Consider the following 21,712-nt stretch of genomic DNA (forward strand, 5'->3'; position numbering starts at 1 on the left):
GGTGATGTAATTTTTAAAGAGCACCTTCAGAAAAATAGATAATAAAAAAAGAAGATATGCGCGGTTTTAGCTGGGGGTGTTTGGGATGTTACAAGTCCTTTTGTAACAAAATATAATGGGTTGATAAGAACGATAGCGAATTTACTATATATGAAAAAATAAGCGAGGTTTGTTTAGAGAATAAGTCTTTTCTAATAAACTTTAGCGTTGAATCTTTTAAGCATTTATTTTAAACTATGTTAGTAAGGGGTTATATCAAAAGATAACTGTTGTACAAGTTTGTGTAGGGAGGCTGTTTTTGGACGATAATTTTTGAATGAAATAAGGCTATAATTTTGATTATATACGAGAAAAAATAAAAAAAAATGGTTGAAGATTAAGCAACGATGTCTTTTTTTTGTTTGAGAATGCTTAATTTGTTTTATGTTATACAATATACTTTTTTGAGAAAAGGAGGCAACGTTAAGAAAAATGTAAAGTACTGTTTGTTTTTTTTGCTAGTTAAATGCACAAAACTCTTTAATTTTTAGGTGAATAACTTAATTTAATATAATTTTATAAAATTAAAATGTTCGTTTTATGGCTACTGAAAAAGTTGTGAGTAGTAGCTGTTTAGGTCGTAACATTAATGTATTAACCCCTTATAAATTAAATTAAAATGAGAAAACTTTACACAACATTATTAGTAATGACCTTTTGCATGGCAAAGGTAAATGCTCGGGATTTTAAGCCCTTGCAGGAAGAACAAGGCAAAGGAGGTAGCTTCGAATCGGAAGTTTCCATCCCTACTAATTCTGACAAGAGTAAGTATGCTGCAAGTAGTGTGATTTCTGCTAGGAATTTCAATCCATATGAAGAAGAAATTGAAGAAGATAATTATGACTATGTAAATGAAATCAATCCGCAAGGTTTAGAGTTAACTTGGGCAAATCAGGTAAAAGGATCTGGTAGCAATTTAGGGAAATCTGTGACTACAGATCTTGAAGACAATACCTATATAGTTGGAGAATTTGAAGATTTTACAGATTTTAACCGCACTGAAATAGGAGGTGTTTTAAAAACAGAAAATGAATTTAGCGATATTTATGTTCAAAAGCGTGATTCTAATGGAAAACATGTTTGGGCAAAACAAATACGAGGAACTGCTACAAGAAAAGTAGGTCGCGTTATTACTGATTGTGGAAACAATGTTTATGTAATAGGGACTTTTGAAGGAAAAGCAGATTTTGATTTAGGAGAAGGAGAAAAATGGTTGACTGCTAAAGGAGCGTCTGATATATTTATTTTAAAATTAGATTCAGAAGGAAACACAGTTTGGGTAGAGCAAATAAGTACTGGAGGATCTATTTCAGAAGAAACAGCAGGCACCGGTTCTATGCAAATTGGAACTGATAATAACTTATATGTAACAGGTTTCTTTAAGGATAGTTTATCAGCAACTATCGGAGGTCAATCAATCAACTTTAATTCTGAAAGTGAAAGTATTTTTGCACTAAAAATGGATCTAGATGGAGGTTTTGAATGGGTAAAGAATTTTGAAGGAAACGGAAAGAGTTATACTAGCGCTTTGTCATTAGACCAAGATAATAATGTATATATATCTGGAGATTTTACAGGAGCTATAGAGTTTGATCCGAACGGAGAAGGTTGCTTGTTAGAAGGTGTTAATGCTAGAGATAAATCTATGTTTGTTACAAAATTAGATACCAATGGTGTCCTAGAATGGGTAAAAAAAATAGATAACGCTACTATAGGAGGTGGAATTTCTATAACAAATGATGCTCGTAATAATGTATATATCTCAGGAATTTTTTGCCAAGTTATTGATGCAAACCCAAATAAAGGTTTATATAAACTTACACCATTATCAGAGGAAGGAGCAAATACATTTATGGTAAAACTAACTTCAGAGGGAGCGTTTTTATGGGCAACTCCTACGCAAAGTAATGATTATAGTGAATTGCATGGAATTGTTGTGGATAAGGAAGGGTATTCTTATGGAATAGGATCTTTTAGTGGAGCTATAAAATTTGGAGAAGAAGGTTGTGAGGAAATAAGCTCATGTAATAAAGAATCTCAAATCTTTATTCAAAAAATTAGCCCAATCGGAATATTAGAATGGGTAAAAGGAATAGGAGCAGAAGGAGCTGATGAAGGATTAGGACTTCATATAGATGATGATTATAATTTATATGCAACAGGATCTTTTGAAGGAGAAGTAAATTTTAATGTCAATACTATTGAAAAGAATTTAACATCAGGAGGGGCAGAAGATACATTTGTATTGAAAATGTCTATTGTTGGTGATGGTTGGTTTTGTGAAGAGGATCAAGAAGAGGAGGTATATAACTTAGAGTATGTTTGGGGAAAACAATTGAAAGGAGATTCTAATAATGAAGGAGAATCAATAACTACAGATTGTGATGGAAATGTATATGTAACGGGATCTTTTAAAGGAATAACTGATTTTGATACTTATTTAGATGGTAAGCGATTGACTAATGGTTATAAAGAAGCGAGTGATATTTATATTCAAAAATTAACTCCAGAGGGGTACCATGTTTGGGCAAAGCAAATTATGGGGTCTTCTACACAACAAGTAAGTCGTATTGTAGCTGATGCGGATAACAATCTATATGTATTAGGAACGTTTGAAGGTACTGCAGATTTTGATTTGGGAGAAGAGCGATTATGGATGACTGCGAAATATGGTACAGATGTATTTGTATTAAAATTAGATTCAGATGGAAATACTATTTGGGCGAAACAAATAGGAACAGGAGGAGTACCAGATAAAGGTTTTATGCAATTGGGTAAAGACAACCATTTGTATGTAACAAGCTCTTTTACTGGTCAATTAACAACAGAGGTTCGTGGTTCGGCAGTTCAGATAGCTAGTGAAGGAGAGAGTCTTTTTGCGTTAAAGATGAGCTTAGATGGAGAATTTAAATGGGTAAAGCATTTTGAAGGAGTAGCGTCAGGTTATGGAACCACAGAGGCGTTGTCATTAGATCAGGATAACAATGTATATGTTGCAGGGCACTTTGGTCGTGCAATGGATTTTGATCCAAGTGAGGCATCGCATATTTTACGAACAGAGAGTAGGGGAGCTACATTTATAACCAAGTTAGATAAAGAGGGGAGCTTTCAGTGGGCAAAAATGCTTAAGAATGAATTTATGAGTTCGGCTTATAGTATTGCGAATGATTTAGAGAATAATGTGTATGTTTCAGGTACTTTTCAAGATGAATTAGATGTGAATCCAAATGAAGGAGTTCATACAATCAGTTCAATAGGAAATACGAATAACTATTTAATTAAATTAGATTCAGCAGGAGGTTTCTTATGGGCTATGCCAACGCAAAGTTATTTAGATTGTCGTTTGAATGAAATAGTATTAGATGAATATGGAAATAGTTATGGAATAGGATTTTTTACGGATGATATAAAAATAGACTGGGAGTGTGAAGGAGATGAAGATGAGGTTGTGGCATCTGAAGGAGAATCACAAATATTTATGCAAAAGGTAAATGCGTATGGAGGTTTAGAATGGATAAGAGCTGTAGGAAGTACTGGAGGAGATTATGGAGAAGGATTTCATATAGATAATGATTATAATTTATATGCAACCGGATCATTTGAGGGTACCGTTGATTTCAATGTAAATGAAATAGAAGAGAATTTAATTTCAGGAAAAGAGCGAGATACGTTCATATTGAAATTATCTTTAGTAGCAGACGAGGATGATTGTTTAGAAGAGGAAGAAGAAGAGGACGATTATTGTGAAGGAGAAGGAGAAGGAGAAGGAGAAGGAGAAGGAGAAGGAGAAGGAGAAGGAGAAGGAGAAGGAGAAGGAGTTGCTCCTGATACGAATGATAACACTATTCCTTTAGGAGTTGTAGTAAACGCTTATCCGAATCCAACAACATCTACATCGGTTACAGTTAATTTTAGTTTACCATTACCAGAGGTAACAATTAAGGTGTCTGATGCTCAAGGGCGTTTATTACATAATTCATTGTATAGAAATGCAAATGATATAGTATTGCCTTTAGATGATTTGAAAGGTCTTTATTTTATAGAGATGATTACTGCTGATGCAAAGCAAACAATATCAGTAGTTAAGAAGTAGTTTATAGCATTACTTTATGCAAAGAAAGAGGCTGCCTGAAAAGACAGCCTCTTTTCTTTGCCTATTTACTGTAAATAAGAAGAAAAATAATTTAGAAGATCGAAATAAAGAGGGTAGAAACACATATTATTTTGACTTTTTTAGAAATAATTACATTGTTGATAAATCTTAAAGAATTTAGTGTATGTTTAATACCTGCTAGAAAACTTTTTTAAGATTCTTTTTGCGAATGCCTTTCCTGTTTTAGCATAGCTTATACAGTTTTTGTTACTAGAAGTTCCTCTAAATCTATTTCCAAGAGTATTCTTACTTGTTATTTTAAGTACGATATTGTTTTTATTTGCTGTTTCTACAAGTTTTAATAAGGTGCTTATTGTTATAGGTTGCCTCATTATGCCAGTATTTACTTTTTCTTTTCAGCTTAGCAGCATGTTATTTCATATATACCTCGCAGGTAAGGTTTTTCTAATAAATGTAATAAAACGTTTTACGTTAATATACCTTTAATTTTTAGTGGCATCAAAACTGTTTTTTACAACATTCATTTTTTATTTAATATGGTGCGGTAAAGAATAGTGCTAAAGTAGCTATTGATTTTATTTCATGATTTTTATGTTTAAAGAATAGTTATGACATAATACTTTTAATGGCATAGCTGTGCATTAGTTATGAAGTTTAAATTAGGCAAGGGAGATATATAAGGAATTCCTAGTCCTAACCCCCTAAGAATAAATAATATTCCTATTAGTACGACAGCGTAGGGGATTATTTTTTGAATTTTTTTTCTTACAAATCCAGTTGTGAAATTACCTAGATACACCACAGAACTCATTAAAGGAATCGTTCCTAAGCCGAATAGAAACATATATAGGCTACCTGATAAAGCATTTGTGGTAGCTAAAGCACCAAATATGGCCATGTATATTAATCCACAAGGTAAAAACCCATTTAAAAAGCCTATTGTAAAAAAAGTATCGTTTCCTTTCTTTTTTAATTCCTTTCCTAAAGACGATTTTATTTTAAGCATACCTCTATTAACAGGTTTGAAAAAGTTATATTTTTGGAAGGTTTTGGGAGCAAGAGTGATAAAAATCATTGAAAAACCAACAATGATTGAAAGTTGCTGCTGAAAACCAAAGAAATAAAACCCTTTACCCAACAAGCCAAATAATAAGCCAATAAGGCTGTAGGTGAAAAGTCTGCCAAGATGATAGCTTGTTATTTGCAAGACTTGGGTTGCCTTATTGGAGGCACTTATCGGAAGCATAAATGCGATAGGGCCACACATTCCTATACAATGTAAACTTCCTAGTAAGCCAAATATAAATGCTGATAAAAACATTAGTAGATGAATTCTTTTTGATATAAGTAATCTTTATTTTTATAGTTCCATGATACCGTAATGTTCCAACGACCATCTAATAAACGGTTCTCAGGCACGAGCAAATATGGTTTGGAAAAAGAAATAGGAATTTCAAAATCCAGTTGCTTATTAGATGGTCTGTATAGGAACACTTTTCCTTGAATATCTTCTAGCTTAAAACTGGCAGGAAAAAAGATTCTTATCCCCTCCAGCGTCTTTTTTATTTTAATACGTTCTTTTAGAGCTTGTGCATTTTTTGCAGCGTTGATATTATTTTGATATTCTAATTCTTTTTGATAATATTTATCCGATACTAAATCATGGTTGTAATCTTTACCAGTACTCATAGTAATTACAAAATACATGATAAAGCCTATAAAGCCAATGATTGCGATTACGATACCTGTTCCCCAGTTTAATTTCATTTTTAAGACTTTTATAATGATTATCTATAGCTTCTTGGCCCTAGAAAGTTAGTAGTAGTGGTTTCTATTAAGTTAGTACCAGCATATACTCCTATTTCTAAGGTTACTTTTTCTCTTTTTAATGCTGATTGGTGTAGTTCAATGAATAAGGTGCCTTCTGCCAATCCTTGCTTAGGAATACTAAAATTTTGATGTGTAACTATTTCAATTTTTCCTTGATGAGATAGTAATTTATAACTAACGTTGTTCATCTCTTTCGTAGTTTTATTGATAACTTTGTAAGTGTAAATATTACTGATAATCCCATTTTCTTTGTGTTGGTATAGCTGCCCGGGTAACCGAAGAATCGTAGCCTCAACATCATTCCTAAGAAAAAGCATTCCTGTGAGTACTCCAATTAAAATACAAAGTACTGCTGAGTATCCCTTCATTCTAGTCGAAAATTTAAAAGGTGTTTTTTTTGCTATATTTTCTTCGCTAGCGTAGCGAATTAACCCTTTTTGAAAACCTACTTTTTCCATAATATGATCACATTCATCTATACAAGCAGTGCAGTTAACACATTCCAACTGAGTACCATTTCTAATATCGATTCCTGTAGGGCAAACATGAACGCATTGAAGGCAGTCAATACAATCTCCTTTTCCAGAGCTGGCTCTGTTTTCTTTTTTATTGAATTTAGCTCTTCCCCCTTTGCCTTCGCCTCTTACATAATCATAAGCAACATTAATAGTTTTATTGTCTAACAATACTCCTTGCAATCTTCCATACGGACAGGCAATAATACAGACTTGCTCTCTGAACCACACAAAAATAAAGTAGAAGACACCTGTAAAAATTAATAAGGATATTAAGGTACTTATATGGTGAAATGGATTTCCAGTGATGTATTTAATGAGGAGGTCGCTTCCTATTAAATAAGCAAGAAAAACATTTGCAATCAAAAACGAAATGATAAAGAAAATGAACCATTTTAAAAGTCGCTTTCTTATTTTCTCGCTATTCCAAGCCTGTTTGTCTAATCGAATTTGTTTCCCTCTATCCCCATCAATCCAATATTCAATTTTTCTAAAAACCATTTCTAAGAAAATGGTTTGAGGGCAAATCCATCCGCAAAAGATACGACCAAAAACAACTGTAAAAAGAATAACAAAAACAACACCTATAATCATTGATATAACTAGTAGATGAAAATCTTGGGGCCAAAAAGGAAACCCAAAAACATTAAACTTACGTTCTAGTACATTGAATAACAAGAATTGATTTCCTTTGATTTTAAGAAAAGGAGCTGCAATTAGAAAGAAGAGTAAGAAATAACTTGTATAAGACCTATACTTATAAAGTTTTCCATTAGGTTTCTTAGGATACACCCAAGAACGTTTTCCCTCTTTATTGATAGTTCCTATACTGTCTCTAAATTGTTCGTTTTTGGGTGTTTCCATTGCCAATTATTAAAAAACCAAATTATTCTTCGTTATAAATATCTCCTTGAGGAGCTTTGGGTTTAGCAGGTGTAGTTCCTTGTAAGGATATGATATAGCTAGCTACCTTTTGAATATCTTTAGGCTTTAGTGTTTTACCCCAAGCAATCATACCTTTACCATCTCTACCCCCATTTGAAATAGTATTAAAAATATTCTTAATACCACCGCCTAGAATCCAATACTTATCCACTAAGTTGGGGCCAATACCGCCGCCTCCATCAGCCATGTGACAAGCTACGCAGTTAAGAGTGTACACCGCTTTTCCTCTACTTAAATCAGTTTCGTTACTTAGCACTGTAACCGTTTCAGCATCAATAATAGTTTCTTTTGAAGTTGATTTGTAAATAGCCAGCTCTTTGTTTGCTGTTGCTACTGATTTTTTATATTCCATTGTTTGATTATCAGCACCTAATAATTCATACCTAACTAAATAGATAACACCAAAAATAATCGTAGCATAAAACATATATACCCACCATGGTGGTAAATTATTATCAAGTTCTTTGATACCATCGTAATTATGATCTAGTATAATTTCTTCTTCTTCATCAACTGCCTTTGCTTCCGTCCATTTTTTTATTAGCTTTTTGATCCAAGCCCAATGATCTATATCTTTTGGGTTAATTCCTTGCTTTTCCATTAAAAGTTCCTCAGCTTTCTTTTGAGCAATGATATTTAATAGCTCTTTAAAGAAAATTACTAGAGCAAGCGTAATAATGGCTATCCAAACTAATGGATTTTCATATAGACTAAAAGGGTTTTTATACGAAGTAATGGCTGTTATAATTGCTATAAGGCTAAAGGTAATAAAAGCGATATAAGCTATAGATTGAAAATATTTCTTCATCGTATTAATTTTTTACTAATTATCTAAAGGTAAGTTGCTTACTTTTTTTATGTAATCTTTTTTAGCGGTAGCTACCCACCAAAATAATATTACAAAAAATGTAAAGAAAATAGTTAATGATATCATTGGGTATATTTCAATACCAGTAATGCTCTCCATATGGTTTTTTACAAACTTTAACATGTATTTAGTTTTGAGAGGTTAATTGATCTTTTACATCTTTAACTTTAATATCTGTACCTAACCGTTGTAAGTAAGCTATTAAAGCAACGATTTCTCTATCTTTCATTTCAATAAAAGGTAAGCCGCTTTCCTTTGCATATTGCTTATCAGCTTCATAACTTTTAGCAAAATCAGGATCGGCATATAAGTTTTCCTGAATTTTTAAGCTTTGTGCTTCCATATTAGCAGTTGCATTAGCAATATCATCTTCAGTATAAGGAACTCCTAAACTCACCATTGCTCTCATCTTTTCTTGAGTATTGCTTTTATCTAATCTATTTCTGATTAACCATTGATAAGCTGGCATAATAGAGCCAGAAGAAGTGCTTTGTGGGTCATACATATGGTTTAAGTGCCAATTATCAGAATACTTACCACCAACTCTTAATAAATCAGGTCCAGTACGTTTAGATCCCCACAAAAATGGATGGTCATATACAAACTCACCTGCCTTTGCGTATTCGCCATAACGTTCAACTTCACTTCTAAATGGGCGAATCATTTGTGAGTGGCAGCCAACGCAGCCTTCTCGTATATACAAATCTCTACCCTCTAGTTCTAGAGGAGAATAAGGCTTTACGCTGGTAATGGTCGGAATATTTGATTTGACTAATAGAGTAGGAATAATTTGCACGATTCCTCCAATTAAGATTGCAATAGTAGCATATATAGTTAGCTTAATAGGTTTTCTTTCTAACCAAGTATGCCAAGTTTCTCCTTTTGTTTTGTATTTAGATATTTTAGTTAATGCAGGAGCTTCGGCTAGTTCATCGGTAACATTACTACCTGATTTTACTGTTCTTATAATGTTGTATAGCATTACAAAAGCACCTATAATAAATAAGCTACCTCCAATAGCACGCATCCAATACATTGGTATAATTTCGTTTACAGTTTCTAAGAAGTTTCCATAAGTTAAAGTACCATCAGGATTAAATTGTTTCCACATAGATGCTTGTACAAAACCTGCAACGTACATAGGTAAAGCATACATGATAATTCCTAATGTTCCAATCCAGAAATGAAAATTAGCTAACGTTACTGAGTAGAGCTTGGTTTTGAACATTCTTGGAATTAGCCAGTAAAGCATACCAAAAGTTAAAAAGCCATTCCAAGCTAAGGCACCAACGTGTACATGAGCAATAATCCAATCACTAAAATGAGCGATTGCATTTACATTTTTTAAAGATAGCATAGGCCCTTCAAACGTAGCCATACCATAACCTGTTATAGCTACTACCATAAATTTTAGCACAGGATCTACACGCACTTTATCCCAAGCACCACGTAAGGTTAACAATCCGTTAATCATACCTCCCCAAGAAGGAGCAATTAGCATTACAGAGAAAGCAACTCCTAAATTTTGAGCCCAATCAGGTAATGAAGTGTATAATAAATGATGAGGGCCAGCCCATATATAAATAAAAATTAAAGACCAAAAGTGAACAATGGATAACCTATATGAATACACAGGACGATTTGCGGCCTTAGGAACAAAATAGTACATGAGACCTAAAAAAGGTGTGGTTAAGAAAAAAGCCACAGCGTTATGCCCATACCACCATTGTACAAGAGCATCTTGAACTCCTGCATACACAGAGTAACTTTTTAAAAAACTTACAGGAAGCGCTAGACTGTTAAAAATATGTAGCACAGCTACTGTAACAAAAGTACCTAAATAAAACCAAATAGCTACATATAAATGTCTCTGCCTCCTTTGAAGAATGGTCCAAATCATATTTACACCAAAGGCAACCCAAACAAGAGCAATAGCAATGTCAATAGGCCATTCTAATTCAGCATATTCTTTTGAACTGGTGTATCCTAAAGGAAGTGTGATTGCAGCGGCGACTATTATCAATTGCCACCCCCAAAAATTAAAATTACTTAAAAAATCACTTGCCATTCTGGCTTTTAGTAGCCGTTGCAATGAATAGTAAACTCCAGCGAAAATAGCGTTTCCTACAAATGCAAAAATTACGGCATTGGTATGCAATGGGCGTAAACGACCAAAGCTTAGCCATGAAATTCCGTCAGTAATATTTGGGAATAAAAACATAAAAGCTAGTAGCAGCCCTACTGAAAAGCCTACAATCCCCCAGAGCAATGTGGCATAAATGAATTTTTTTACGATTTTATTATCATAATAAAATTGTTGCAGTTCCATAATTTGTTTGATTTTAATATCTATTGTTAGTTATTTTCGTTCTCCTTTTAACTGTTTTAAAGAGGGAGCAATTTTAGTTGTTGTTTTATCTTTGACTAACTCATCATCAAAAAGCATACGAACCGAAGGAGTGTATGGATCATCATATTGTCCTTCTTTTACAGATATAATAAATGCAATAAAAAATATAATTGCCACTAAAATACTTAGTGTAAGTAGTAAGTAAATTACGCTCATGTGCCCCCCTAATAATTGTATGACAAAGGTAAAGGGAGGTCTTTTTTTTAAATATGATATTTGTCATGTTTTAAAACTTTTGTATTATAAAAAGTGAACAAAGTTTTCAAAATTTATTACGGACTAGATTCTATCTCCGTGGAAGGTTAGGTTTTGTAAGAGGAAGGAATGTACTTTTTAGCCAATAATTATTCTTTTTGATGAGGAAGAGGGCTTTAAGAGTTAGAAAAACTATCATTTCGTTTTTACAATGTTTTTCAGATTGTTTGTCTTTCAAGTTTAATTTTATGACAGAAGCATGACACTATTCCCTTCTTTAGAATTTAGAGTGCATTTATTTTGTATGATGCGTATTTGAAAGGATGGGTAAAAACTTGAATTGACCAACAGAAATTTTTATTTGAGAAGAGGTAGAACTAAAAGATTTAGTAGCAAAGTTTCAAGGAGATGGGCATATCGCTTTAAGTAGGCATATTAACAAATGCTTAGTTTTCCTGTGAATTATCAATAAATTTTATGTTTTTCTTTTAAAAAAATAACTGATTACTGTGTTGTTTGTATGAGACAGGAAATTGGAATAAGGAGTGGTATAAGTTTTTTTAGAAGGGATAAAGTTTTCGTACACTTTTATGTTGTTAATTGTTTTATTTTGATTGGTACACGATTTTTTATGGTGTTTTTTTAACATCAATTCGATAGTAAGAACGAAATTATTTTGTCTTAAAAGGGGAAGCCAAAACTAGAAGTAATTATGTTCCTAAAAAGAACTATTGCATTAAATTTTTTGTTGAATATTAGAAAAGAAATTTGGTATTATGTGAAGTTGATAGGGAAAAAAGGAAGTAATAATTATCAACATTTAAGTATAAAAAATTAAATAGTCATTGAAAATAATTTAGCCTTAGGTTGCTTTTTGTGGAGCTTTTTATCAAAAGCCATGCAAATATTTCGTACGTAGGGCCTAGCCTTTTCAGGAACAGTTAAGTTATTAGAGTTTACAATAACTAATCCATCGGAAATCATTTCTTGAAGTTTGTTTAGATGTACTTGAATATCTTGAATTTGTAAGTTTTCTGGCTGCCAAGAAGTGGTAAAGTGGCACATAATATTTAGGATATGTTTTCGTATAATTACATCTTCTTCAGATAATATATGTCCTTTAAATATTGGAATTTCCCCATTGTTTACGATGCTTTGGTATTCTTTTATTGTTTTTGCATTTTGAGCAAATCCGTACCAAGAATCTGATATTGATGACATTCCGAGTCCTATCATAAGCTGTGTTTTGTTAGCAGTATATCCCATAAAGTTTCTATGAAGAGTTTTATCTTGCGTAGCTTTATATAGGCTGTCTGTAGGTAAGGCAAAGTGATCCATACCTATTTCAATATACCCCATTTCCGAAAATAATTCTTTTCCTATTTCGTAAAGCTCGCGCTTCTGATCATCTTTTGGCAAATCGGCTTCTTTAAAACCTCTTTGCCCAACCCCTTTAACCCAAGGAACGTGAGCATAGCTGTAAAAAGAAATTCTATCGGGTTGTAATTCTTTGGTTTTATGAATTGTATGGATTACATTTTCCTTCGTTTGAAAAGGGAGTCCGAAAACCAAATCATGGCTGATAGAATGATATCCAATTTCTTTCGCCCAGTGGTGAACCTTTTGAACATTTTTAAAAGGTTGAACTCTATGAATAGCTTTTTGTACCTTTATATTATAATCTTGCACGCCAAAACTAACACGAGTAAACCCTAAATCATATAAAGTTTGTAGATGGTTTTTAGAAGTATTATTTGGGTGACCTTCAAAACTAAACTCATAATTTTGGTGTTTTTTACTTTTAGAAAATATTCCGTCAATTAATTTTTTTAGTTGTTCCGAAGCAAAAAAAGTAGGAGTACCACCACCTAAGTGAATTTCTTTAATAACAGGTGTTTCTTTGGCTAAGTTGCGGTACAGTTCCCATTCTTTTAAAACTGTATCAATATATGATTCTTCCACTTCATGACGTTTTGTAATATGCTTATGGCAGGCACAGAATGTACATAAACTCTCACAAAATGGTAAATGAATATATAAGCTAATTCCCTCACTAGCATTACTTTCAGCAAATGATTGTTGAAAAGTTTTGATCCATTTCTCTTTTGAAAAAGTACCATTATCCCAATAAGGAACAGTAGGATAACTCGTGTATCTAGGTCCAGGGATATTGTATTTTTGTATAAGTGAATTCATATTCTTGATACAGTTTGGTCTTTAAATAGAAAATTATTAGGAGGAGTTTTAAGCAATTCCTAAAGCGATTTCTATCATTTCTTTAAATGTTTGCTCTCTTTCACTAGAGCTTGTTCTTTCTCCTGTAACTAAGCTGTCTGAAATAGTTAAAATAGACAACGCATTTACTTTATGTTTTGCGGCTACGGTATATAATCCATTTGTTTCCATTTCCACGCAAAGCACTCCATATTCAGCCCATTTTTTATAGCTTTCAAATTCATCAGCATAGAACTCGTCAGAGCTTAATATATTTCCTGCTTTAATCGTAATATTTTTTTTACTAGCAATGGCTAAAGCTTTTTGAAATAAAGTAAAACTAGCGGTAGCCGCATAGTCAGCACCGTTGAAACGAATGGTGTTTAGCCCTGAGTTAGTAGATGCTGCCATGGCAATAACAATGTCTCTAATTTTTATTTCTTTTTGATAAGAGCCTGCTGATCCTACCCTAATTAAATTTTTGACGCCATATTCGGTAATTAATTCATGCGTATAAATTAAAGTAGAAGGAATGCCCATTCCTGTTCCTTGTACAGAAATGCGTTTTCCTTGGTAAATCCCTGTAAAACCTAGCATTCCTCTAACATCATTATAACAGGTGGGGTTTTTTAAAAAAGTTTCTGCAATCCATTTCGCCCTCATAGGGTCACCAGGTAATAAAACCGTTTCTGCAATATCACCTTTTTTTGCTTTAATATGTATGCTCATTTTAATTTTAGTATTGATTTGTGTCTGCGATGCCTGTAGTAACTAAAGATACGCCTGATGAGGTGCCTAACCTAGTAACCCCTAAAGCAATATATTTTTTAGCGATGTCGTTATCTCTAACCCCTCCAGCCGCTTTTATTTGTACTTTATCAGTAACCACTTCTTTCATTAATAGTACATCTTCAAGAGTAGCTCCATTAGTACCGAACCCAGTAGATGTTTTAATAAAGTCTGCTCCAGCATCTATTGCTAATTGAGAAACTTTTTTGATGTGCTCTTTTGAGAGATAACAGTTTTCAAAAATAACCTTTAACGTATTTTTACCGATACTATTTTTTATTGTTCGAATTTCATTTTCTACATAATCATATGCTCCATCTAAAAGCTTTCCTACATTTATAACCATATCAATTTCAGAAGCCCCTTTAAGAATACAGTCTTTAGCTTCAAAAACTTTAGCTTCGGTGGTCATAGCCCCTAAAGGAAAGCCAATTACAGCGGCTATTTTTACATTGGAATTTGCTAATTCTTTTTTAGCTAGTTCAACGTAAGAGCCATTTACGCAAACAGCATAAAACTGATGAATTTTAGCTTCATTGCATAAGTTTATAATGTCTTTTTCTGTTGCGGTAGCTTTTAATAAAGTGTGATCTATATATTTGTTTATATTCATGCTTTTTAATTAATTTTTTTACCTAAAATGTTGGTTGTTATTGTTGTAAATATAACGATACTGATAGAGCTTAAAGGCATTAAAATAGCTGCAATTACAGGTTTTAATTGCCCTGTTGTAGCAAAATATAGCCCGATTATATTATACAGTAAAGATAGTAAAAAGCTATATTTAATAACTCGTATAGCTTTTTTAGCTATTTGGATATAATTGGGAATTTGATGGAATTTTGAAGCATCTAAAATAGCGTCACAAGCAGGAGAAAAAATGTTGATATTTTCAGATAAGGCAATCCCTACATTACTTTGTGCTAGGGCTCCAGCATCGTTAAGACCATCACCAATCATAATAACACTTTTACCTTCTTTTTGTAATTTTTTTACATGGCATAGCTTATCTTTAGGTTTTTGATTGAATAAGAGTAATGTGTTTTTAGGAAGTATTCTTTTTAAATATTCTTTCTCCCCTTCATTATCTCCAGAAACTATTGCTAAATCAAAATTTTTATTCAATTTAGAAAAGAGTTCTTTTACGCCATTTCGATATGCATTTTTGAAAATGTATTTCCCCTTGTATTCCCCATTGATATTAATATGAACGGAAGTATCTAAATTATTTTGCTCAGCACTTTTTTTAACAAAAGCAGAGGATCCTATTTTAATGCTTGTTTTTTGAGAATTAGCAACGATTCCTTTTCCTGTATATTCTTCAAAATTATCAATTTTAGCAGGCTTATCAACTAAAGAGTTATATAACATTCTACTTAAAGGATGATTAGATGCTCTGAGGGTGCCTTTTAATACGGATAATTGAACTTTATTTAGAGGGGTTCCTTGGTAATGAATTTGATGCTCCTTAGTAGTTGTAAGTGTTCCTGTTTTATCAAAAATAATAGTATTGGTTGTAGCAAGTTGCTCAACTACTGTTGCATTTTTTAAATAGCATTTCTTTTTTCCCAAAATACGAAGTATGTTCCCTAAGGTAAATGGAGCAGCAAGAGCGATTGCACAAGGGCAAGCAATAATAAGTACAGCGGTAAATACGTTTATGGCTTTGTTAATATCATGGTAAACCCAAAAAGCAGCAGCAATAAAAGCAATTGCTAAAATAGTTACGGTGAAATGTTGGCTAATTTTATCCGTTAGTGTTTTAAAAGAGGAGTTTTTATCTTTCTTAAAGACATCATTACTCCATAACTGTGTTAAGTAACTTTGAGAAACAGAAGTTAATACCTCCATTTCTATATTATTGGATAGTTGTTTCCCTCCGGCAAATAGCTTATCTCCTGATTTTTTAATAACAGGAAGAGCTTCTCCAGTAACAAAACTATAATCTATTTTAGCTTCCCCCTTTATTAGAATACCATCAACAGGAATCAACTCCTGATTTCTAATAAGTAATCTATCTCCTTTTTTTATCTCATATATTTGGGTACTTGTTTCTTCTCCTTTGCTTTTAATTTTGGTTACGGCAATAGGGAAGTACGATTTGTAATCGCGTTCAAAAGATAGAAAATTATACGTTTTTTGTTGGAAGAATTTCCCTAGTAATAAGAAAAATACTAGTCCTGTTAAACTATCGAAAAAGCCAGTTCCTAAGTCAAAGATGATTTCCAAAGAACTTCTAATAAATAATACGCTAATTCCTAAAGCAATTGGAACATCTATATTTAAAATTTTAGAACGTACTCCTTTGTATGCTGAAATAAAATAATCTTGAGAAGCATAAAAAACCACGGGTAAAGAGAAGAAAAACATTAACCAGCGGAAAATTTCTTTGTATTGCTCTAGCCAAAATTCTGAAACCTCAAAGTATTCAGGAAAAGAAAGAAACATAACATTACCAAAGGCAAATCCAGAAACGCCCAGTTTGTAAGTTAAACTTCTATCAATTGTTTTTTTTCCAACTTCATAATCTTCTAAGGAAATATAAGGCTCGTATCCAATAGCACTTAATAATAAAACAATATCTTTTAAAGAAGAAGTATCAGTATTATAGGTTATTCGAACGGTTTTTTTAGGAAAATTTACTTGAGAGGAAGAGATACTTGATTTTAATTTGTACAAATTTTCTAACACCCAAATGCAAGAGCTACAGTGTATATGAGGAATGTAAAGGTTGATTACATGAATATTTCCATCATTAAACTCTAGCAACTTGCTAACAATAGTAGTGTTTTCGAGAAAGTCATATTTTCCTTGAGTATTTTCAGGAATGGCTCCAGGATTTTTTTGGAAATCATAGTAAGAAGTTAAGTCGTTTTCTGAAAAAATTTCAAAAACAGCTTTGCAACCATTACAACAAAAAAACTTCTCCTGTACTGCAATTGTCTTTGTATCGCAGTTATTCCCACAATGAAAACATTTTGTGCTTTCCATATTTACTCTTTTGCCTGTTGCAAAGATGCGATAACATTCATAATAAAAACATGATATTTATCAGCTTTTAGTTACCTTTGTAGTAAAGCTAAAAGGGGGAGCTATTATGGGAAAATGTGAACAATGTATTATTCGACAATTTAATTCTTTAAGGTCGCTAACAAAAGATGAATTGATTAGGATTTCTGGATGTAAAACTTCTAAAACAATAAAAAAAGGAGAAGTTTTATTTGATGAAGGAGAGCATATTAATGGGGTTTTTTGTGTTAGAGATGGTATTTGTAAGGTCTCTAAAATGAGTGATAATGGACGAGATCAAATTGTTCATTTAATAAAAAAAGGGGATTTATTAGGAGAGCGTAGCTTAATCAATAATGAAGCCTCTAATTTAAAAGCAGTTGCTGTTAATGATATGAAGGTATGTTTTATACCTAAGGAAGAGATTATAAAAGATCTTGAAAACAATCCTAAATTTACAATGGATGTTTTAAAAAATATGGCTTTATCTCTTAAGAATGCGGATAATGTAATTGTGGATATGGCTCAAAAGACGGTCAAGCAACGTTTGGCGGCTACATTATTATATTTAGATGAAAGATTTGAAAAAGATGATGATGGAGCTATAAAGGTTCATTTTTCTAGAGAAGATATAGCAAATGTTATTGGTACCGCCACAGAGTCAGCTATTCGACTACTTTCCGAGTTTAAAAAGAAAGAAGTTATAGGATTAAAAGGGAAGAGCATTACTATATTGGATAAAAAAGAATTGCAAAGTATTATGAATACTTTTTAATTTGTATTTTATAAAAAAGACCTTTACTTAAAAAATAAAGGTCCCTTTTTATACAATTAATTGATCAGAAGTTTGAGTTCAGAAATGGTTTCTGTAGGGTTTTCACTTTTGAAAACATAGCTTCCAGCAACTAAAACATCAGCACCAGCTTCAATGAGTTGGTTGGCATTTTTATTAGTAACACCACCATCTATTTCTATTTGAGTAGGGGCATTTGAGAATTCAATTAAATGCTTTAATTGATGCACCTTTTTATAAGTGTTTTCAATGAAAGACTGTCCGCCAAATCCTGGATTAACACTCATAATACATACTAAATCTAAGTCAGTAATAATATCTTCTAGAACAGCTATTGGAGTGTGAGGATTTAAAGCAACTCCCGCTTTCATTCCAGTTGCTTTTATGGCTTGTATAGTTCTATGTAAATGAGTACAGGCTTCGTAATGAACCGTTAAGATATCAGCTCCTAAATCAGCAAAAGTTTGTATGTATCGGTCAGGATCTGTAATCATTAGGTGTACATCAATTGTTTTGTTTGCATATTTTGAAATAGCTTTTAAAACAGGCATTCCAAAAGAAATATTAGGAACGAAAACGCCATCCATGATGTCAATATGAAACCAATCAGCATCGCTATTATTTACCATTTCAATATCTCTTTGTAAATTTCCGAAATCGGCGGCCAAAACAGAGGGTGCAATAAGTTTTTTCATTTGTTGTATTGTTGTTTTTCGCAAAAATAGTTATAATACTATTGGTATTATAAAATTTTAGAGATACTTTGATTCTTTTTCGTTAGGTTAGCCTTAGCAAATGGACTGATAATAGGGTGGAGCTATATAAAATAATTAAGTAGATATTTATAAAGAGTATAATAATACAGACAGTATAAAAAGAGAAAACTCCCAAAGTAATTGAGAGTTTTCATTAATCAAAAAACGAATAGTTATGACAACTATTTGTTACTGTATATGTTTTAGCCTAAATAAGTCATTAAAATTTTACTTCTAGAAGTATGTTTTAATCTACGAATAGCTTTTTCTTTAATTTGTCGAACACGCTCGCGAGTCAAGTCAAAAGTTTCTCCAATTTCTTCTAAAGTCATAGGTTGGTGTTCTCCTAAACCGAAATATAGTTTTACAACGTCGGCTTCACGGGGAGTTAATGTTTCTAAAGCACGATTAATTTCAATGCGTAAAGACTCATGTAGTAATGTTTTGTCTGGGTTTGGTGATTCTCCTGAGTTTAGTACATCGTATAAGTTAGAATCTTCACCTTCTATTAAAGGGGCATCCATTGATACATGACGACCAGAGTTTTTCATAGATTCTTTGACATCATTAACAGTCATGTCAAGCTTTTTAGCAATTTCTTCAGCACTTGGTGGACGCTCATTTTCTTGTTCTAGAAAAGCGTACATTTTATTAATTTTATTAATAGAACCAATTTTATTTAAGGGTAATCGAACGATACGAGACTGTTCAGCTAAGGCTTGTAAAATTGATTGACGAATCCACCAAACAGCGTAAGATATAAATTTAAAACCGCGAGTTTCATCAAAACGCTTAGCTGCTTTAATTAAACCTAAATTTCCTTCATTAATTAAATCGGGTAGTGTCAATCCTTGGTTTTGATATTGCTTAGCTACAGATACTACGAAACGTAAATTGGCTTTTGTTAGTTTTTCTAAAGCAACTTGGTCTCCGGCTTTAATACGCTGAGCTAGCTCAACCTCCATGTCTGCGGTAATTAAATCTACTTTTCCTATTTCTTGCAAATACTTATCTAAAGATGCGGTTTCTCTATTGGTAACTTGCTTTGTAATCTTAAGTTGTCTCATCTAGTATCGGTAAAATTTTAACGATTAATATTCCTTATACAATTACTTATACGAAGAAAGGTTTAAAAATGTTACAAAAAAAAATATTTTTTATAGGAAAGTTGTTTTATAAAAGTTATTTTCGATAAATTTTTTAAGAAGAAGTGACTCTTTGAAATAAAAAGTGTCTAATTAAAACAAACTACTTATAAATTAACTACCTGATTGAAGACACTTGAAGTGAATAAACTAAGCGATGAAGAATTGGTTTCTAAAATAGTTGAAGCGAATGATACCCATTTGTTTGCTGTTTTATACGATAGGTACGCTACTGTTGTTTATAATAAGTGTTATGGTTTCTCTAGAAATAAAGAGGAAGCTCAAGATCTTACACATGATGTGTTTATTAAGCTTTTTGTTAAATTGAGGAGCTTTAAAGGAAACTCTAAATTTTCTACATGGCTATATTCTTTTACGTATAATTTTTGTGTAAATTATGTACAGAGAAATTCAAATAAGAAAAAAGAGAAAGTTACTGTTGTTACAGATGTGATTAAAGAAGAATCTGATGAAGATGAAATTGATGACGCTGCTTTATTTGAGTTAAAATCTGATAAATTAGCGAAAGCACTGGAATTGATAGAGCCAAAAGAAAAAATGATTTTACTAATGAAATATCAAGACGACATGTCTGTGAAAGAAATATCAGAAGCGTTAAGTATAGGAGAGAGCGCTGTAAAAATGAGAGTTAAAAGAGCAAAAGAAAGAGTAGTAAAAGTATATCAAGAGTTGTAATCATGGAAAACCCGTTCAAAAAAATATTACATAATGAGGAGGTGCCAAAAGTACTTAAAGAAAAAGTACTTAATGATGTAGCAATGATAAAACTTACGATAGATGTAGCAGACTTATTTGTAGTAAAATACCCGAATACGATTGGGGATATATTAGGAGGAGGATTTCAAAAAAAGAAAAAAGGAAAAGAAGATGGTAACTAATAACGCTAAACTAACTACTAAAATAATATTATAATAATGGCATTACAAGCAGAGGTATTAAAGCCTTTTCAAAAAATCTTTGAAGACATTTTAGAATCTTTACCAACAGTACTTAAATTTATAGGATTTGTAGTATTTGCATGGTTATTTATTCGAGTTTTTATTTATGTATTGAGAAAAATTTTAGCGAAAACCAATATAGATGAATGGTCTAAAAAATTAAGCCAAACAAAGATTTTCGGAGATACGACAATAAATATTGTATTAACGAAGGTTATTTTAGGAGTTCTAAAATGGTTTTTAATTTTAGTCTTTGTTTTAGCAGGAGCTGAGATGTTTGGTTTGACTGCAATTTCTAATGGAATTCAAAGCTTTTTTGCTTATTTACCTAGGTTATTAACTGCTCTTGGTATTTTCGTAGGAGGAGCTTATCTAGGAACTGTTGTGAAGAAGTCTATTCAATCAATGTTCAAGTCGCTAGATATTACAGGAGGAAATTTAGTAGGAAATATTGCGTTCTATTTGATAGTAGTGTTCCTGTCAATAACGGCATTAGATCAAGCAGGGGTAGATACAAGTGTTATCAAAAGTAACTTAACTCTTATAATAGGATCTATTTTATTAGCCTTTACAATAGCCTTTGGTTTAGGATCGAGAGATGTGATTAAGAGATTACTCTTTGGATATTATTCTAGAAAAAATATAGGGATAGGAGATGAAATTGTGGTGAATGATGAGGTTGAAGGGGTTGTAATTGCTATAGATAATATTTGTCTAGTGTTAAAAACGACCAATGGAAAGGTAGTATTGCCTATAAAACACATTGTTGATAATAAAATAGTTGTTAAAAAGTAGTTAATAGTTATATACTTTTTATATATTTGCCAATTATATACGTGGAAATAACAATAAAACGATAGATTTCGGGGGACTTCTATCTTATAGGTAAGGAGTAATCTTTACATTTAAAAGAAGACTATTTATAGTCTTCTTTTTTTGTATTAGAATGTGACTTAAAAAAGAAAATGGTGTCTTATTATATGAAGAGGTAGATTTCGGGGGACATCTATTATCTTTGAATATATAGAAAAGCTCTTAGAGCTAGAAAGGTTGCTTACAAGCAACCTTTCTTTATTTTTTATCCTAATTTTTTAGAACTTTTATTGAAATAACTTTGAATTGAGAATTTGTC

General features: G+C 32.1%; 19 protein-coding genes. 5 read left to right on the forward strand and 14 right to left on the reverse strand.

The window, feature by feature from the left end:
- The first annotated feature begins 658 nt into the window (after positions 1-658).
- Complete coding sequence (locus tag MARIT_RS15595; RefSeq protein WP_162288603.1) at positions 659-4,132, forward strand: T9SS type A sorting domain-containing protein; 3,474 nt, start codon at positions 659-661, stop codon at positions 4,130-4,132.
- 188 nt (positions 4,133-4,320) lie between these two features.
- Here the strand turns inward: MARIT_RS15595 and MARIT_RS02735 are convergent, their stop codons facing one another.
- The 12 genes from MARIT_RS02735 to MARIT_RS02790 all read right to left on the reverse strand — a co-directional run bounded on the left by MARIT_RS02735 (position 4,321) and on the right by MARIT_RS02790 (position 16,910).
- Positions 4,321-4,524, reverse strand: a complete 204-nt coding sequence (locus MARIT_RS02735; protein ID WP_100210692.1) for a hypothetical protein — start codon at positions 4,522-4,524, stop codon at positions 4,321-4,323.
- Positions 4,525-4,775: 251 nt separating this feature from the next.
- Positions 4,776-5,474, reverse strand: a complete 699-nt coding sequence (locus MARIT_RS02740) for a sulfite exporter TauE/SafE family protein (RefSeq protein ID WP_024742273.1) — start codon at positions 5,472-5,474, stop codon at positions 4,776-4,778.
- Positions 5,474-5,920: a FixH family protein gene (locus MARIT_RS02745; RefSeq protein WP_100210693.1), complete on the reverse strand. Its 447-nt coding sequence runs from the start codon at positions 5,918-5,920 to the stop codon at positions 5,474-5,476. Before MARIT_RS02745 ends, MARIT_RS02740 begins: the two co-directional genes overlap by 1 nt.
- 20 nt (positions 5,921-5,940) lie before the next feature.
- Entirely contained in the window at positions 5,941-7,362 is a 1,422-nt protein-coding gene (ccoG, locus tag MARIT_RS02750; RefSeq protein WP_024742271.1) for a cytochrome c oxidase accessory protein CcoG, read from the reverse strand.
- Positions 7,363-7,384: 22 nt separating this feature from the next.
- Positions 7,385-8,251, reverse strand: coding sequence for a cbb3-type cytochrome c oxidase N-terminal domain-containing protein (locus MARIT_RS02755; protein WP_100210694.1), 867 nt, complete (start codon positions 8,249-8,251; stop codon positions 7,385-7,387).
- 15 nt (positions 8,252-8,266) lie between these two features.
- Positions 8,267-8,434: a cytochrome c oxidase subunit IV gene (locus tag MARIT_RS02760; RefSeq protein WP_024742269.1), complete on the reverse strand. Its 168-nt coding sequence runs from the start codon at positions 8,432-8,434 to the stop codon at positions 8,267-8,269.
- Between the two features lie 4 nt (positions 8,435-8,438).
- The gene (ccoN, locus tag MARIT_RS02765; protein WP_100210695.1) at positions 8,439-10,640 is read right to left on the reverse strand and encodes a cytochrome-c oxidase, cbb3-type subunit I; all 2,202 of its coding nucleotides are present in this window, start codon (positions 10,638-10,640) and stop codon (positions 8,439-8,441) included.
- A gap of 30 nt (positions 10,641-10,670) precedes the next feature.
- Positions 10,671-10,877 carry a cbb3-type cytochrome oxidase assembly protein CcoS gene (ccoS, locus tag MARIT_RS02770; protein ID WP_024742267.1) on the reverse strand — a complete coding sequence of 69 codons (207 nt, stop codon included), beginning with the start codon at positions 10,875-10,877 and terminating at the stop codon, positions 10,671-10,673.
- An 873-nt stretch (positions 10,878-11,750) separates the two neighbouring features.
- Positions 11,751-13,112: an oxygen-independent coproporphyrinogen III oxidase gene (gene hemN / locus MARIT_RS02775; RefSeq protein ID WP_100210696.1), complete on the reverse strand. Its 1,362-nt coding sequence runs from the start codon at positions 13,110-13,112 to the stop codon at positions 11,751-11,753.
- 48 nt (positions 13,113-13,160) lie between these two features.
- Complete coding sequence (gene deoD, locus MARIT_RS02780) at positions 13,161-13,859, reverse strand: purine-nucleoside phosphorylase (protein WP_024742265.1); 699 nt, start codon at positions 13,857-13,859, stop codon at positions 13,161-13,163.
- 7 nt (positions 13,860-13,866) lie between these two features.
- A complete protein-coding gene (deoC, locus tag MARIT_RS02785) occupies positions 13,867-14,532 on the reverse strand; it encodes a deoxyribose-phosphate aldolase (RefSeq protein WP_100210697.1) in 666 nt (221 codons plus the stop codon).
- A gap of 5 nt (positions 14,533-14,537) precedes the next feature.
- Positions 14,538-16,910, reverse strand: coding sequence for a heavy metal translocating P-type ATPase (locus MARIT_RS02790; protein ID WP_100210698.1), 2,373 nt, complete (start codon positions 16,908-16,910; stop codon positions 14,538-14,540).
- A 106-nt stretch (positions 16,911-17,016) separates the two neighbouring features.
- On the opposite strand from MARIT_RS02790, the gene MARIT_RS02795 reads away from it, so the two are divergent.
- Positions 17,017-17,703: a Crp/Fnr family transcriptional regulator gene (locus MARIT_RS02795; protein ID WP_024742262.1), complete on the forward strand. Its 687-nt coding sequence runs from the start codon at positions 17,017-17,019 to the stop codon at positions 17,701-17,703.
- Between the two features lie 56 nt (positions 17,704-17,759).
- On the opposite strand, the gene rpe is transcribed toward MARIT_RS02795, so the two are convergent.
- Entirely contained in the window at positions 17,760-18,416 is a 657-nt protein-coding gene (gene rpe, locus MARIT_RS02800; RefSeq protein WP_024742261.1) for a ribulose-phosphate 3-epimerase, read from the reverse strand.
- A gap of 263 nt (positions 18,417-18,679) precedes the next feature.
- Positions 18,680-19,543, reverse strand: coding sequence for a sigma-70 family RNA polymerase sigma factor (locus MARIT_RS02805; protein WP_024742260.1), 864 nt, complete (start codon positions 19,541-19,543; stop codon positions 18,680-18,682).
- Positions 19,544-19,747: 204 nt separating this feature from the next.
- Between MARIT_RS02805 and MARIT_RS02810 the strand changes: the two genes are divergently transcribed.
- The 3 genes from MARIT_RS02810 to MARIT_RS02820 are packed head-to-tail and all read left to right on the forward strand — an operon-like array spanning position 19,748 to position 21,375.
- Positions 19,748-20,317, forward strand: coding sequence for an RNA polymerase sigma factor (locus MARIT_RS02810; protein WP_024742259.1), 570 nt, complete (start codon positions 19,748-19,750; stop codon positions 20,315-20,317).
- Between the two features lie 2 nt (positions 20,318-20,319).
- Positions 20,320-20,520 carry a hypothetical protein gene (locus MARIT_RS02815; RefSeq protein WP_024742258.1) on the forward strand — a complete coding sequence of 67 codons (201 nt, stop codon included), beginning with the start codon at positions 20,320-20,322 and terminating at the stop codon, positions 20,518-20,520.
- A 36-nt stretch (positions 20,521-20,556) separates the two neighbouring features.
- A complete protein-coding gene (locus tag MARIT_RS02820) occupies positions 20,557-21,375 on the forward strand; it encodes a mechanosensitive ion channel family protein (RefSeq protein ID WP_024742257.1) in 819 nt (272 codons plus the stop codon).
- Positions 21,376-21,712 lie beyond the last annotated feature (337 nt).

Source organism: Tenacibaculum maritimum NCIMB 2154, assembly GCF_900119795.1.
Taxonomy (GTDB): Bacteria; Bacteroidota; Bacteroidia; order Flavobacteriales; family Flavobacteriaceae; genus Polaribacter; species Polaribacter maritimus.

What these genes read in the sequence shown, in the direction of transcription:
- MARIT_RS15595 (WP_162288603.1), top strand. Translation starts at nt 659, where the DNA reads ATGAGAAAACTTTACACAACATTATTAGTAATGACCTTTTGCATGGCA.
- MARIT_RS02735 (WP_100210692.1), bottom strand. Translation starts at nt 4,524, where the DNA reads ATGAGGCAACCTATAACAATAAGCACCTTATTAAAACTTGTAGAAACA.
- MARIT_RS02740 (WP_024742273.1), bottom strand. Translation starts at nt 5,474, where the DNA reads ATGTTTTTATCAGCATTTATATTTGGCTTACTAGGAAGTTTACATTGT.
- MARIT_RS02745 (WP_100210693.1), bottom strand. Translation starts at nt 5,920, where the DNA reads ATGAAATTAAACTGGGGAACAGGTATCGTAATCGCAATCATTGGCTTT.
- ccoG (WP_024742271.1), bottom strand. Translation starts at nt 7,362, where the DNA reads ATGGAAACACCCAAAAACGAACAATTTAGAGACAGTATAGGAACTATC.
- MARIT_RS02755 (WP_100210694.1), bottom strand. Translation starts at nt 8,251, where the DNA reads ATGAAGAAATATTTTCAATCTATAGCTTATATCGCTTTTATTACCTTT.
- MARIT_RS02760 (WP_024742269.1), bottom strand. Translation starts at nt 8,434, where the DNA reads ATGTTAAAGTTTGTAAAAAACCATATGGAGAGCATTACTGGTATTGAA.
- ccoN (WP_100210695.1), bottom strand. Translation starts at nt 10,640, where the DNA reads ATGGAACTGCAACAATTTTATTATGATAATAAAATCGTAAAAAAATTC.
- ccoS (WP_024742267.1), bottom strand. Translation starts at nt 10,877, where the DNA reads ATGAGCGTAATTTACTTACTACTTACACTAAGTATTTTAGTGGCAATT.
- hemN (WP_100210696.1), bottom strand. Translation starts at nt 13,112, where the DNA reads ATGAATTCACTTATACAAAAATACAATATCCCTGGACCTAGATACACG.
- deoD (WP_024742265.1), bottom strand. Translation starts at nt 13,859, where the DNA reads ATGAGCATACATATTAAAGCAAAAAAAGGTGATATTGCAGAAACGGTT.
- deoC (WP_100210697.1), bottom strand. Translation starts at nt 14,532, where the DNA reads ATGAATATAAACAAATATATAGATCACACTTTATTAAAAGCTACCGCA.
- MARIT_RS02790 (WP_100210698.1), bottom strand. Translation starts at nt 16,910, where the DNA reads ATGGAAAGCACAAAATGTTTTCATTGTGGGAATAACTGCGATACAAAG.
- MARIT_RS02795 (WP_024742262.1), top strand. Translation starts at nt 17,017, where the DNA reads ATGGGAAAATGTGAACAATGTATTATTCGACAATTTAATTCTTTAAGG.
- rpe (WP_024742261.1), bottom strand. Translation starts at nt 18,416, where the DNA reads ATGAAAAAACTTATTGCACCCTCTGTTTTGGCCGCCGATTTCGGAAAT.
- MARIT_RS02805 (WP_024742260.1), bottom strand. Translation starts at nt 19,543, where the DNA reads ATGAGACAACTTAAGATTACAAAGCAAGTTACCAATAGAGAAACCGCA.
- MARIT_RS02815 (WP_024742258.1), top strand. Translation starts at nt 20,320, where the DNA reads ATGGAAAACCCGTTCAAAAAAATATTACATAATGAGGAGGTGCCAAAA.
- MARIT_RS02820 (WP_024742257.1), top strand. Translation starts at nt 20,557, where the DNA reads ATGGCATTACAAGCAGAGGTATTAAAGCCTTTTCAAAAAATCTTTGAA.